13 protein-coding genes are annotated in these 13955 nt (G+C 60.2%); 5 read left to right on the top strand and 8 right to left on the bottom strand.

From position 1 onward, the window contains the following. Window positions 1-7 precede the first annotated feature (7 nt). From ABIN98_RS23970 to ABIN98_RS23980, 3 genes are read right to left on the bottom strand one after another with little or no spacing between them, the layout of a single operon-like run. Window positions 8-1384 carry a cytochrome P450 gene (locus tag ABIN98_RS23970; RefSeq protein WP_346913896.1) on the bottom strand — a complete coding sequence of 459 codons (1377 nt, stop codon included), beginning with the start codon at window positions 1382-1384 and terminating at the stop codon, window positions 8-10. Next, entirely contained in the window at window positions 1381-2157 is a 777-nt protein-coding gene (locus tag ABIN98_RS23975; protein WP_346913898.1) for a sterol desaturase family protein, read from the bottom strand. The genes ABIN98_RS23970 and ABIN98_RS23975 overlap by 4 nt, the downstream gene beginning before the upstream one ends. Further along, window positions 2154-3182 carry a hypothetical protein gene (locus ABIN98_RS23980; protein WP_346913900.1) on the bottom strand — a complete coding sequence of 343 codons (1029 nt, stop codon included), beginning with the start codon at window positions 3180-3182 and terminating at the stop codon, window positions 2154-2156. The genes ABIN98_RS23975 and ABIN98_RS23980 overlap by 4 nt, the downstream gene beginning before the upstream one ends. 241 nt (window positions 3183-3423) lie before the next feature. Between ABIN98_RS23980 and ABIN98_RS23985 the strand changes: the two genes are divergently transcribed. The 5 genes from ABIN98_RS23985 to ABIN98_RS24005 all read left to right on the top strand — a co-directional run bounded on the left by ABIN98_RS23985 (window position 3424) and on the right by ABIN98_RS24005 (window position 8128). Beyond that, window positions 3424-4785 carry an HD-GYP domain-containing protein gene (locus ABIN98_RS23985; protein WP_346914096.1) on the top strand — a complete coding sequence of 454 codons (1362 nt, stop codon included), beginning with the start codon at window positions 3424-3426 and terminating at the stop codon, window positions 4783-4785. An 87-nt stretch (window positions 4786-4872) separates the two neighbouring features. Beyond that, window positions 4873-5613, top strand: coding sequence for an endonuclease/exonuclease/phosphatase family protein (locus ABIN98_RS23990; RefSeq protein ID WP_346913902.1), 741 nt, complete (start codon window positions 4873-4875; stop codon window positions 5611-5613). Between the two features lie 183 nt (window positions 5614-5796). Next, window positions 5797-6504, top strand: coding sequence for an ABC transporter permease (locus tag ABIN98_RS23995; RefSeq protein ID WP_346913905.1), 708 nt, complete (start codon window positions 5797-5799; stop codon window positions 6502-6504). Next, the gene (locus ABIN98_RS24000) at window positions 6497-7261 is read left to right on the top strand and encodes an ATP-binding cassette domain-containing protein (protein ID WP_346913907.1); all 765 of its coding nucleotides are present in this window, start codon (window positions 6497-6499) and stop codon (window positions 7259-7261) included. Before ABIN98_RS23995 ends, ABIN98_RS24000 begins: the two co-directional genes overlap by 8 nt. Window positions 7262-7285: 24 nt before the next feature. Beyond that, entirely contained in the window at window positions 7286-8128 is an 843-nt protein-coding gene (locus ABIN98_RS24005) for a substrate-binding domain-containing protein (protein WP_346913909.1), read from the top strand. Window positions 8129-8214: 86 nt separating this feature from the next. On the opposite strand, the gene ABIN98_RS24010 is transcribed toward ABIN98_RS24005, so the two are convergent. The 5 genes from ABIN98_RS24010 to recJ form a co-directional block, all read right to left on the bottom strand. Next, window positions 8215-9717, bottom strand: a complete 1503-nt coding sequence (locus tag ABIN98_RS24010) for an inorganic phosphate transporter (RefSeq protein ID WP_346913911.1) — start codon at window positions 9715-9717, stop codon at window positions 8215-8217. Between the two features lie 173 nt (window positions 9718-9890). Then, window positions 9891-10379, bottom strand: coding sequence for an NUDIX hydrolase (locus ABIN98_RS24015; RefSeq protein WP_346913913.1), 489 nt, complete (start codon window positions 10377-10379; stop codon window positions 9891-9893). Window positions 10380-10535: 156 nt separating this feature from the next. After that, a complete protein-coding gene (locus ABIN98_RS24020; RefSeq protein ID WP_346913915.1) occupies window positions 10536-11432 on the bottom strand; it encodes a nitrilase-related carbon-nitrogen hydrolase in 897 nt (298 codons plus the stop codon). A gap of 361 nt (window positions 11433-11793) precedes the next feature. Next, entirely contained in the window at window positions 11794-11994 is a 201-nt protein-coding gene (locus ABIN98_RS24025; protein ID WP_346913917.1) for a hypothetical protein, read from the bottom strand. 93 nt (window positions 11995-12087) lie between these two features. Then, window positions 12088-13923 carry a single-stranded-DNA-specific exonuclease RecJ gene (gene recJ / locus ABIN98_RS24030; RefSeq protein WP_346913919.1) on the bottom strand — a complete coding sequence of 612 codons (1836 nt, stop codon included), beginning with the start codon at window positions 13921-13923 and terminating at the stop codon, window positions 12088-12090. Between the last annotated feature and the right edge of the window lie 32 nt (window positions 13924-13955).

The following is a 13955-nucleotide window of genomic DNA, read 5'->3' on the forward strand; positions in this document are numbered from 1 at the left end:
GCGAAAATCAGACCCAGCTGACGCGCATGGGGATGTCCTCGCGCATGGTCAGGAACATCTGGCCGACCGGCTCGGCCATATAGCCCGGCTTCAGTTCGAAACGGGCCTCGCGCAGGAATGTCGCCAGGATCACCTTGGCCTCGATCATCGTGAAGGCAGCCCCCAGGCAGATCCGCGGTCCCGCGCCGAAGGGCAGAAACTGATAGCGGTTCGGTTTTGTGCCGGTTTCCGGGTCGAAACGGGCGGGATCGAAGCGGTTCGGCTCCTGCCAGAAGCTGCGATGCCGGTGAATGGCATAAATCGGCACAAGGCCGATGGTCCCCTTCGGCACGATGGTTCCGCCGAAATCGGCATCTTCTAGGATGTCGCGGACGACAATCGGGGCCGTCGGGTAAAGCCGAAGCGTCTCGTTGATGATCTGTTCGACGACCTTCAGGTCATTCAGATGCTCCGGACCGATCGGACTGTCGCCGGCGACCCGGTTCACTTCCGCCCGCGCCCGTTCCACCCAGAGCGGATTGAGCGACAGCAGATAAAGCGCCCAGGAAAGCGCAAGCGCCGTCGTATCGTACCCCGCGACCAGAAAGGCGATGATATTGTTGACGAGGCGTTCGTCCGACATGCCCTCGCCGGTTTCCGGATCGCGGCCCCGGACAAGGCGCGCGAGAAGGTCGTCGCCGGTCTCCGCATCCGCCTTGCGGCTGCGCACCAGACTGGTGACGGCCTCATGGATCTTCTTTTCCTGGAGCCGCATCACCGCGCCGCCCGGCCGCGGCAGCCAGCCCGGAAGCCCGAGCATCTTGTAGAGGATCCACCAGTTCACATGGCCGAAATAGGCCGCATGCCCGGTCTCGATCACCTTGATGACATCATCCGCGCCGCCTTCCAGCATGGTGCGGGAGATGACCGAGAAGGCGACCCGGAACATGTCCCTGTTGATGGCGCGGAAACCCGTGCCGCCTTCCGCTTTCCATGCCGCGATCTGATCTTCCGCCGACTGGCGCATCACCGGCACATATCGCAACAGCTCCTCATGCCGGAATAGCGGTGCGGTTATGGCCCGCTGCCATTTCCAGTCATGGCCTTCCGACGAAATCATCGCATTGCCGAAAAGCGGCTCCAGCGTCTCGTTCTGCAGCCGGCCCTTGGGAAAGTCTCCAGCCTTCCGTTTCAGCACCGTTTCGACGAATTCGGGACCGGTGATAAAGGCCAGCTTGGGAAAACTGTCCGTCATCACCAGAGGCTGCTCGTAGGCCGCTTGCGGAATGATGCCCAGATTGTTCTTCACCAGCCGGGCCAGGTTCGCCGGAAAGCCGAGCGCTTTCGGTGCCGGCGGTACATAGGCCGGAACGGTGCCGGTATCGGGCACACCATTACCGCTCATGCGGTTTCCCCCTCCGCTGCGGCCGGAACCTTTTCCTTCAGCGACTTCAGCGGCACATGCTCCGCGTTGACATGGGAATAAAGCGCCTCGTAGTCCTCCCATTCGGTCCCGAACAGGCGGTCGAGCACACGCGTCCCGAGACCGTAGTTGCCGGTGTATCTCGAGTGATGCAGGGCATGATAGGTCGTGGTCGTCAGCACCTTGCCGACATGTTTGTTGTAGCCGGCCGCGCGGAATTCGAAGTTCGCGTGAGAGAAGGAATTGATGATCAGGTAGCCGATGAACCAGGCCGCGATCCCGAAAAAATTCACGCTGACGACCTGATCGGCCACCGCGAACGGCAGCAGCATGCCCAGATCGAAGATAAGCTTTTCGGTGAAGGAGAAGGATATCGCTGTGAACGGCGTGTTCAGGCGGCTTTTATGGTGCTCGGCGTGGATCCAGTGCAAAGACTTCAGATGCATGGCCCGGTGGGAAAAATAGTGCCAGATCTCCGCCCAGACGGTCATCGCCAGCGCGGTCCCCCAGAATGAAGCGGCCGACGTGTTCTGGAAAAGGCCCAGGGCCAGACACAGGCCCAGGAGAACCGCATGAAGCGGCGTGTGGATGGAGTTTTTCAGCTCGCGCTTCAGCTGCCGGCTGCTTTCCGGCAGGTCGTAGATGGTTCTCTGGCAAATGCGCCAGTCATGCTTCTTGGCGAAATACCAGATGCCCGCCATGACATGGCCGAGGATTGCGACGACGCCCAGAACAATCCAGCTCGCAGTGGTCATTGATCCGTCTCCCCCTTGCCGGCCCGTGATTTGAGAAAAAGCCTGAGCATATGCCGTAACCCGTTGCGGCCCGACATTTGCGCACCGTGTTTCTGCAGGTTCAGCTTCATCGGGATCGACAGTCCGTTTTCCGAATGCAGAAATTCCGGCGCGGTCTCCTCAAACCCGAGCGCCCGGTAATAATCGGTCAGGCTCGGGATACAGTCGATGTAACACTCGTGCATGCCATCGCGCACACCGAGCTGGACGGCCTGGGCAATCAGCATCATGGCGGTCGGACCGCCACGATTGGCCTTGTCGACGACAAACTTCGTGCAGATCCCGCAGTGGTTCGGAAATTGCGGCGAAGCTGTCATGCCGTAGATCGTCTCAAGTCCGCCCAGCGGCCCGTCGCAGGCATAGTTGACCCGCAACGTACCGATGGTTTCACCGCCTTTTTGCGCTATGAAACAAAACCCGGTCTGGTCCAGCCCATCCGAGATTTCCCGGTTGTCGCGATCCGCGTGGGGTGAGGTCCGGCCAAGTTCCTCGCAATAGACCTGATAGCGCAGACGCCTGGCCTTCCGCAGCTGCTCTTCGGACCGGCACAAAATGATATTGATACCGGCAGCCCCTTCAAGACCGGCGCCACCGCCCGTGACCGAGAGGTTGAAGCTGAGCCGCTCGTTGGCGGTTTGCGCGAGTTCCCTCAAGAGGTCTGCGACCAGGTCAGGTCTTTCAGTGGTAAGTCTTTTCAGGCACGCATCGTCAAGACTGAGAGCGAATAGATCCGATCCGGCTGTAACAGTTGCTGTCGCCGGCAACCCCTGAACGAAACAGATTTCGCCGACGGGACTGCCCGCACCAACCGGAATCGGGCCCGGACCATTGTAAGACCCTCCAAGTTCGACCCAGGCCGTCCCCTCCAGAATGACGAACATGTCCCGGTAGTGCTGTCCCTTGAGACGCAACGTATCCCCGTTGCCGAAAAACCGCTTTCCGCAATAGGGCGCAAGCTTGTCAAGCAACGTCTGATCTGCCCCCATTCCCACTCCAAATCGACATCCAGGAAAAATATTGCAGATTAAGTCGCATCAAAATTCGGAAGCATCTTGGACAAGCACCATGGCTCGGTCAACACATCGGGAAGTGCACTTCAGCAGTTTTTCTCCCGATGCGAATAGCCGGCATGATTTTGAATTTGCCGTGCAATTGAATGGTGCAAATACTTATTAAGGGCTCCGGAAATACAGTCTGACATCGATCCCGAATTGGGAGTGCACGGTGTTGCAGTCAGGTCAGACCAACGAAATCAAGCTCTCCGAACTTCTTGGAGCCCTCAGCCATGCCTTGGACATCACCGAGGGCCAGCCACGCGGGCATTGCGTCCGGTGCTGCTGGATCGGCTTCCATATCGGCAAGGCCTATGGTCTCAATGACGAACAACTCGTCGACCTCTACTACACCATCCTGCTGAAGGACCTGGGCTGTTCGAGCAACGCGGCCCGGATCTGCGAGCTCTATCTGGCCGACGACATTTCCCTTAAACAGGACTTCAAGCTCATCAACGGCAGCCTGTCTGCGGCTCTCCGGTTCGTTCTGTCCCATACCGGGCTCAAGTCCGGACTGGCAGAACGTTTCCGCGCGATCATCAACATCCTTCAAAACGGCGGCGAAATCACCCGAGAACTGATCGAGACCCGCTGCCACCGGGGCGCCGATATCGCCCGGCAGATGCATTTCTCTGAGGCTGTCTGTGACGGTATCTACCGCCTCGACGAACATTGGGACGGCAGCGGCAAACCGGATAGGATTTCAGGAGATGACATCCCGGTCTTTTCGCAAATTGCCCTTATGGCGCAGGTGATCGATGTCTTCCAGACCAATGCCGGCCCGGAAGCGGCCTTCAGGGAGGTTCAGGCGCGGGCGGGAACCTGGTTCGATCCGAGGCTGACGGATTGTTTTGAAAACACCATCCGTGAGCCGGGTTTCTGGCAGGCACTCCAAAGCGAGGATCTCGCCAAACTGGTGTATGATCTGGAGCCGGCGCGGCTGGTACGGACTGTCGATGAAGACCAGCTGGACGACATCGCCGCCGGTTTTGCCCAAGTCATCGATTCCAAAAGCCCCTACACCGCCGGACACAGCGAGAGGGTCACCCTGTTCACCGATCTGATCGCGGAACAGCTCGGCTATAGCGCACCGGATCGCAGGAAGCTGAAACGCGCAGCCCTCCTTCACGATATCGGCAAGCTTGGCGTCAGCAACATGGTTCTCGACAAGCCCGGCAAGCTCGACGAGGACGAATGGCAAGCGATCCGCCTGCATCCGGTCTTTTCCGATCAGATCCTGTCCCAGGTCTCGGCATTTGCGGATCTCGGTCCGATCGCACGCGGTCATCACGAACGCCTTGACGGCAAGGGCTATCCGGACGGTCTGTCAGGAAATGACATCGGCATGGAAACCAGGATCGTCACGACGGCTGATATTTTCGATGCCCTGACCGCCGACCGCCCGTACCGGGCGGCCATGCCCATCGAAAAGGCTTTGAGCATCATGAGTGGAGACGTCGGCACCGCGATTGACGAAACCTGCCTCGATGGACTGCACACGGCTCTTGAAAAGCTGGGACGCATGCAGGCCGCTTGACCCTCTGCATCGCAACAAGGGTCTCAATTCACCGATTGCCGGAACTTCGTCTTGATCCCTTAACCTTTAGCGGGGCAAATTCGGACCATGCTGAAGATCGGATCCTACAATATCCAGAAAAGTATCGGAATGGACGCGCGCCGGCGGCCGGAACGCACGCTCAAGGTCATTTCCGAAATGGACTGCGACGTGATCGCACTCCAGGAAGCCGACAAGCGCTTCGGACCGCGTGAAGCCACCCTCCGGCCGGAAATGATCGCGGAACTGACCGATTACAAGCCGGTGCCGCTGGCCATCCGCGAAGGCAGTATCGGCTGGCACGGAAACGCCATTCTGGTCCGCCGTTCCATCAACATTCTCGATTTCAGGCGCCTGGAACTGCCAACACTGGAGCCGCGCGGTGCCGTCATGGCGGACCTGAAAGTCAATGGACAGCAAATCCGCGTCGCGGCCATGCATCTGAGCGTGGTTGCGACCTATCGCAAGCGCCAGATCGCCTCGGTCATGACCCAGCTCCACGCCCGGCCCTACGACCTGCCCACCATTCTGGTCGGAGATCTCAACGAATGGTGGGATACGGCCAAGAGCCTGAAGATGTTCAATCCTCATTTCGAGGTGACCACACCGGGCCGCAGCTTCCCCTCCCCGATGCCTGTCGCAAGCCTCGACAGGATCATCACCAGTCCGGAATTCACCGTTCAAGGTACCGGCGTCCACCGGTCGGAAACCGCCCGGATCGCCTCCGACCACCTGCCCGTCTGGGCAAGCCTCACGCTGGATCACAAGCCGCATCCGGTTTCGGCCGAGGATCGAACGACCGCAGCCTGACACCGTATCGAGCGGAGATCGCACAGCCTCCCCCAACCGGTTCCGCCATGAAGCCGGCGGCTTGTTTCCCTGCACAATTCAGAAAGGCAGTTTCTCCCGAACAAGGTACGGGAGCTCTTTTTTCTTGCGAAAATCTAAGTTACGCTACTGAAGGGAGAGCAATTATGAAAATAAAAACATAAAATGCAGGATTTTGCACATAGCTTCGTCTTGGCGGGTGATCTGATCGCCAGTGGAGACGAAGATTTGACCGAAATCGTTGGCCTTTCACTGCGCGTAACCGCGAGCGCGCTCGGTATTTCCGCCCTGATCGGACTGCCTTTTGGTGCGATTCTCGCTGTTTCCCGCTTTCCCGGACGAACCGCAGTCACGGTGCTCGCCAATGCGCTTATGGGCCTGCCCCCGGTGGTCGTCGGTCTCGTCGTCTATATGCTCCTGTCCAACGCGGGACCGCTCGGCCCGCTGCAGCTGCTTTATACGCCGACCGCGATGATCATCGCCCAGGCGGTTCTCATCACCCCGATCATCATTGCCCTGACCCGCCAGGTCATCGCCGATCTAAACGCGGAATATGCCGACACCTTCCACTCCCTCGTCGTTCCCTGGCACACGGCGATCGGTGCCCTTTTATGGGATGCCCGGTTTTCCCTGATCACCGTGCTGCTTGCCGGATTCGGGCGCGCGGTGGCGGAAGTCGGTGCGGTCATGATCGTCGGCGGCAACATCAATCACGTGACCCGGATGATGACCACGGCGATCGCGCTGGAAACATCGCGCGGCGACCTGGCGCTGGCCCTCGCCCTCGGCATGGTCCTTCTGTTGATCGCCCTCGCCGTCAACGGCGCGGTGGCGCTCCTGCGCGGCACGGAACGGAGTTCGGCCCATGCATGAGGTTGTCAGCCTTGCCAGCCATGCCGACAACGGATTACGGCCGGCGCCGTCGCCGATGCCGCTGCGGATAAGCGGCCTGACCTTCGCCACGGGCAATACGGACATCCTGAAAGGCATCGACCTCGACCTCAGCACCGACCGGCTGACCGTTCTCATGGGACCGAATGGTGCCGGGAAAAGCGTGTTCCTCAAGCTGTTGCACGGCCTTCTCCAGCCGACGTCCGGCGAAATCAGCTGGATGGGACAGCCCGTGACCAAGGCCGTCCGCAAGCAACAGGCACTCGTGTTTCAAAAACCGGTCCTGCTGCGCCGCTCGGTTGCCGCGAACCTGAACTTCGCCCTCGGCCTGCGCAAGGTCTCCGACCGGGCAGAACGGCTGAAGGAGGCCCTCTCCGACCTTGGGCTCGAACCGTTGGCCAAGCGGCCCGCCCGGGTACTGTCCGGCGGTGAACAACAGCGTCTGGCACTTGCCCGTGCGCTTATCCTCAAGCCGAAAGTCCTGATGCTGGACGAGCCGACCGCCAATCTCGACCCCGCGACCACCCTTGTCATCGAACAGGCGATCTCCAAGGTTCGGCGTGCCGGAGTCAAGGTGATCATGATCACCCATGCGCCCCATCAGGCCCGCCGCCTCGGCGAAGAGGTTGTCTTTCTTCATGCCGGGAAAATTACCGAGCATACACCTGCCGATACCTTCTTCGATCGGCCGGCATCCGAAGCCGCCCGTGCCTATCTGGCTGGCGAGATCCTGATTTAACAGCTCATAAGGGAGAGAACAGACATGAGCCTTTTCAAACGCCTGGCCGCCGGGGTTTTAGCCATCGGCCTGACCGCCGGAGCCAATGCCGCCGCATTGGCCGCCGATAATTTCATCATCGTGCAGTCGACCACCTCGACCCAGAATTCCGGCCTGCTCGACTACATCCTGCCCATGTTCAAGGACAAGTCCGGCATTGAGGTTCGTGTTGTCGCCGTAGGAACCGGCCAGGCTCTCAAGAATGCGGCCAATGGCGACGGCGATGTCCTGCTCGTCCACGCCAAGCCGGCGGAAGAAAAGTTCGTTGCCGACGGCATGGGCGTGAAGCGCTTCGACGTCATGTACAACGATTTCGTCATCGTCGGGCCGAAGAGCGATCCGGCCGGCATCAAGGGTATGACCGATGCCACCGCAGCCCTCAAGAAAATCGCGGATAGCAATGCGCCGTTCGCCTCTCGTGGCGACGACAGCGGCACCCACAAGAAAGAACGCGCGCTGTGGAAGCAGGCAGGCATTGACCCGACCGCCGCCTCCGGCACCTGGTACCGGGAAACCGGCTCGGGCATGGGTGCGACGCTGAACGCCGCTGCCGGTATGGGTGCCTACACCATGTCCGACCGTGCAACCTGGCTTGCCTTCAAGAACAAGGAAGCGCTTGAAATCCTGGCCCAGGGCGATGATCGCCTGTTCAACCAGTACGGCGTCATCCTGGTCAATCCGGAAAAGCATTCGAACGTGAAGGCGGAAGCCGGCCAGGAGTTCATCGACTGGCTGATCGGCGCGGAAGGTCAGAAAGCCATCGCGTCCTTCAAGGTTGGTGGCGAACAATTGTTCTTCCCGAATGCCAGCGGATCCGCGTCCAACTGATCCGACGTGAATTGGACGCATTGCAGGAAACGGGGGCAATACGCCCCCGTTTTTTCATGTCTGGTTTCGAATGACAGAACGCAGGATCAGCCCATCAGAGGGCGCAGGACGAAGAACAGAAGGCCCGACAGGACCGCAGACGCCGGCACCGTAATGACCCACGCCGCAACGATCGTCATGAAATGGGCTCTGCGTACCAGCATGCGCCGGTTCTGCTCTTCCCGGTTCCTGACCGGGCGCACCCGTTTGTCCTTGAGCGCATTGTTCTTGTTCAAAAACGCCGTCCGTCGGGTCGAACGTTCCGTGTACCATTCCCGGAAGAACCCGACGCCAAAGACCGCGCCGACGGCAATGTGGGTGGAGCTGACGGGCAATCCGAGCCCGGAGGCAACAATCACGGTGATCGCCGCAGACAGGGCGACGCAATAGGCCCGCATCGGATTGAGTTTCGTGATCTGCTGGCCGACCATGTTGATCAGTTTGGGCCCGAACAGAAGAAGCCCGAAGGAGATCCCGAGCGCACCGACCGCCATCACCCACAAGGGAATGGCGACTTTCGAGACGACCTCGCCAAGAGCGGCCGTATGAACGACGGCTGCCAGCGGTCCGACCGCATTGGCGACATCGTTCGCACCATGGGCAAAAGACAGAAGGGCCGCCGAACAGATCAAGGGCAGCGAGAACAACTTGCGCAGGGACTGGTTCCGGTTTTCAAGTCCCTCCGACTGCATGCGAATGAGCGGCCGGACCGCTGCCCAGGATAAAAGGCCGATGACCAGCCCCCCGGCCAACGCCTGTAGCAGGCTGATCTTGACCAGATGCTTGAGGCCTTTCATCGCCAGATAGGCCGCAAAACATCCGACCATGATCGCGATCAGAACCGGAACCCAGCGCCGTGCGGCCGCGATCTTGTCGTCCTGATAAATGATGAAGGTCTTGATGATGGCCAGGAAAATGGCGGCGATCACGCCGCCAAGCAAAGGCGAGATGACCCAGCTCGCAACGATACCGCCCATAGTCGGCCAGTTCACAGAGGACATCCCGGCGGCCGCAATACCGGCCCCCATAACGCCGCCGACGATCGAATGAGTCGTAGAGACCGGTGCCCCGAGCCAGGTTGCCAGGTTGATCCACAACGCCGAAGACACCAGGGCCGCCATCATCGCAGCTATGAAGACCGCCGGGTCGCTGACCATTTCCGGGTTGATGATCCCCTTGGAGATCGTCCCGACCACGTCGCCACCGGCGATCAGTGCCCCTGCACTTTCGAACAGGGCGGCGATAATGAGGGCCGTCACCATGGTCATGGCACGGGAACCGACAGCGGGGCCGACGTTGTTCGCCACGTCGTTGGCGCCGATGTTGAGCGCCATATAGGCACCGATGGCCGCGGCAGCCATGATCACCGCCGCCCCGTGGGTGCCGGTCATGTAGATGCCGGCTATGGCACCCGACAGGATGATGAAGAGAAAGGCAAATCCCGGGGCAGCCAATCCGCGGCCGACATTGGAGGCCGCCTCCTCGATATAGGTGAACTTATCGAGGTCCTTGTCGAGGGTTGGCTTCTTATAGCTCTTGTGAACGTCCATGCACCTCGTTCCCGGGCTTTCGGCCTCCGGGCTTCTGAGCCCGTTCGTTCGCAGGATGCAGGGATAAACAAATACAGCCGGAAATCAATTCCGTTGGCGCCCCAGTCCAAAGTTTTCTTAGCCACCTAATGCAGATCTGGTCTGCTTATCGGAAATTTAGACAAGTGGAACGCTCAACGGTGTTTGATATGAGCTTCCAGCCGTTTCAAAACTCGGTGCAGTTCCGGTTCACCAGTCATTTCGATTGCTTTGTCGACAGGAACCCAGGCGATAGTCCTCTGGCCAAGTTCCGGAAAGTCAGCAATTTGATCCTCCGCCTTGATCAGGTAGACATCGACGCGGGTGCGGAGGTTCAATCCGCCATCCATCCCCTTGTAGGAGCGGAAATGGGCGAACGGTTTGCTTTCCGCCGATCCGACAATACCCGCCTCTTCATAGGCTTCCGTCTCTGCTGTCTCGTGACCGGCTTCCTTCAGCTCCGGCCACCCCTTGGGCAGGATCCATCGGCCGGTACCGCGGGACGTCACCAGCAGAACTTCTAACCCTTTCCGCGACTTCCGATAGCACAAGGCGGCGATTTGCAGCCGCGGCGGCCGCTTGAAAATGCCGACGAGGCTCTGCAAGAAGATCGATACGGGTGGTGTAAGAGTTGTCGTGGTCATGCAGGTCTATTGAGAAGCTTTATCGAGAATCAAAACTAAGGAATTTCACTTAGCGAATTACGCTCAAGCAATGGCTATGTCCAGCTATAAGTGCACAATGTGCGCATTTTGTGAAAAGTTGCTTAATTTGCCTGCTAAAAACTGCCAATGGAAAAACTAGCCAGCCGCCCTAACGACGGAAACATGCTCTGCCGACCAGGACCCGGGCCAAACCTCCGCCGAACCGCCACGAAGGGCCCGTATCTTCTCAACGGGCACCTTTGCGATTGCGAACGGTTCCTCCCCGGCCTCCCCTCCGGTCGGACTAATTTCAACGCCGATACCGGTAAAACCCAGCTCTTCCTCGCAAGGCAGAAACAGGGACGTCCCGGAGACGTTGGTCAACATCTGGGTCGTGCCCTTCGCAGCCCCCACGGTCCCGCAAACGGCCACGGCCGTCATCAACTCCACCGCCCGCGCCTTCGCGCAGCCGAAGACCCGGTGATAGCCGGAGAGCTTTTCCGTCATCGACGGCACCAACAGCAGGTCGAGCTTTTCCGGAGCCAGCAGACACGAAAGCGCGGGCATCTCCACATCCAGGCAGATCAGGATTGCCATGCGCAGACCGTCCAGGTCGAAGGTCTTCAGTGCGGTTCCCGGCGTGAGCTGCCAGCTCTCTTCGTCCTGCTCGCCCGGTGTCAGGGACAGCTTGTCCTGCCGGATTTCCCGTCCGTCGACAGTCAGAAGAATGGCGGTATTGGTATATCCGCCCTCACAGGCAACCGGCATGGAGCCGCATAGGAGCGAAATCCCGTGGCGCGCCGGCAAGGGCCGCAGCAATGCCAGCAGGTCCGCCCCTGCGCCCGCGAGAAAAGCCATTTCCTCCGTCGCCGGCAGGCCGTCCGGCTTCCAGGCGAGTGCGGCTTCGATCGCATATTCCGGAAACAGGATAAGGCGCGCGCCTTGGCGGGCGGCTTCCAGCATCTTGTCTTCGATATGCGCGGCGAAGGCGGCAGGCGACGCAGGCGCGAAGCCAAGATTGAGCGCACACAAGGCGATGGGGTAGTCCTGCATCGAAAAAGGCTCCGGGAGAGATGAATCCGGTGCCACCTCTGCCCGATATTTCGGGGCAGGTAAAGAGGAACGGGCAGCGTTATCGCCCGATGCTCTAGGGTACGGACTTACAAAATTCTGTATTCAGGTCGATCAGGAAATAGCTGTATCCAAGGCGCATAAATCGCAGGAAACCCGCGAGGTTTTCAAGATTTTGCAACGCAGGAGGCAGCCATTTCCTGGTCGATCCAAAGGACACCAATCCGGCTGCGGCAAGCCGCATCAAAGCCTTTGCACCATGCACGCGCATGGTTCTTCAGGCTTTTCCTCGCTTTTCTTTGCCGGATTGGCGCCTGAAAATAGAATTTTATGAGTCCGTACCCTAGGCTCCGCGGCTGATCCAGAGCGCCATCAGCGAGGCCAGCGCGCCGAGAAAAGCGGCCTGCAGCATTGCCATCTGCCGGTTGCTCGGGAAGGCCTCCAGTTTCGTGGTCGCCCTGACCTTCTGCAGGCCGGCAAGCGCACGGTCGCTGGATTGCTCGATTTCGGTGAAAAGGTTCTTCAGCTCTTCCTGAGCGTGCATGTCAGCCCCCGGCGATTCCTTCTGCCTGCAGAAAGGCTAGGCCGGGGACGTTGCCAATTGGTTAACGTCGATTAAGCATAATTAACAAGGCAATCAGATCCGGACTTTTTGCGGGTCTGCCACATCCAGGATACGAAGCTGCACCTTCGGACTGCCCTGCCAGGTATCGATGGACAGCGTTCCCGCCACGTGCAGGTTCCGCCCCCGTCCCTCCAGCAGCATCTTGCCATGCGGCCTGTCGTCCGCCTTGAAGGAAATCGCCTTTAGGGAGGTTCCGTCCGGCGCGGCAATACTTGCGCGCACATGCCCCTTACCGACCACATCGGCAAAGGCGACCCGATGGGCGGGAAAAGCGAACACCGGTTCCGGATGCCCGGCGCCGAACGGGCCGGCCTGTTCCAGTTTTTCCATCAGATCCAGCGTAGCACCGGTCGCCGTCAGAGCCCCGTCGATCTTCAGATCGCGCTTCGACGCCGCCTCTTCCACATCCTCAGCCAGCGTTTCGTTGAAATAGGCGGTCAGGTCATCGAGCTTGTCTCGCATCACCGTCAGGCCCGCTGCCATCATATGGCCGCCGCCCTTTTCCAGGAGCTTCAAGTCGACAGCCTGGCGTACCGCCTTGCCCAGGTCGACCCCCTGGATGGACCGTCCGGACCCGGTGCCCTTGCCGGTTTCGTCGAAGGCGATGGCGAAGGCGGGCCGGCGATGCGCTTCCTTAAGACGCGATGCAATCAGACCCACAATGCCCGGATGCCAGTCGTCGGAGCAGGTAATCAACACGGCCGGGTCGCCCTGCTCAAGCGCGATGACGGCCTGAGCGCCGGCCTGCTCCAGCATGACGGCTTCCATGGCCTGGCGTTCGGTGTTGAGCTGGTCGAGCCGCGCGGCAATCTCACGCGCTTCGTAGCCGTCCTCACAGGTCAGCAGCCGCGCGCCCAGCGCCGCGTCGCCGATCCGCCCGCCGGCGTTGATACGGGGCCCGAGCAGAAAGCCCAGATGGTAAGGCGCCGGCTTTCCCGCGACCCGTGCCGCATCTGCCAGTGAAGAGAGCCCGGGGTTCAGCCGTTTATGCATAACCGCAAGGCCACGGGTGACATAGGCGCGGTTCAGCCCCTTGAGCGGCACCACATCGCACACAGTGCCGAGCGCAACCAGATCCAGAAGCGCCATCAGGTCCGGTTCGCCCCGCCCCTGGAAGCCATGCCCCTGGAAAAAGCCCCGCCGCCGGAGTTCCCGGTTCAACCCGACCAGGAACAGAAACGTGACGCCGACGGCGGCCAGATGCCCCTGCCCCGACAGATCGTCCTGCCGGTTCGGGTTCACCAGTGCCCGAACCTCGGGCAGTTCCTCGCCGACCTGGTGATGATCGATGACCACCACTTCAAGACCAAGCTTCTTGGACACCTCGAAGGCCTCGAAGGAAGTACTGCCGCAGTCGACCGTGACAAGCAGCCCCGCCCCGCCATCTTTCAGCGCTTCTATGGCGGGACCGTTCGGCCCGTAGCCTTCGATGATCCGGTCCGGAATATGAATGACCGGATCAAGGCCCAGCCAGCGCAGATATTTGGCGAGAATGGCAGACGACGTTGCACCGTCCACATCATAGTCGCCGAAGATCGCAATCCTGGTGCCGCTTTGCACCGCATCGGCCACACGTGCGACGGCCGCGTCCATGTCGACCAGCCGGGACGGATCCGGCATCAGCATCTTCAGGGACGGCGCCAGGAAGTCTTCCGCCCCTTCCGGCTCCACACCGCGCGCCGCCATCACACGCGCCAGCACATCGGGCACACCGAGCCGCTGAGCAATCGTCATGGCATTCAGCGCCTGCGCCTGGTCGAGCCGTTCCCGCCACGCGTTATCGTTTGCCGAACGGGCAACGCCCAGAACAAGACGGCCCGAACCGTCACTGCCGGTCGGGCCGTTCATGAGATCGTCTTTCCTGTCGGGAGCAATCCGCC

The organism is uncultured Roseibium sp., assembly GCF_963675095.2.
Classification (GTDB): domain Bacteria; phylum Pseudomonadota; class Alphaproteobacteria; order Rhizobiales; family Stappiaceae; genus Roseibium.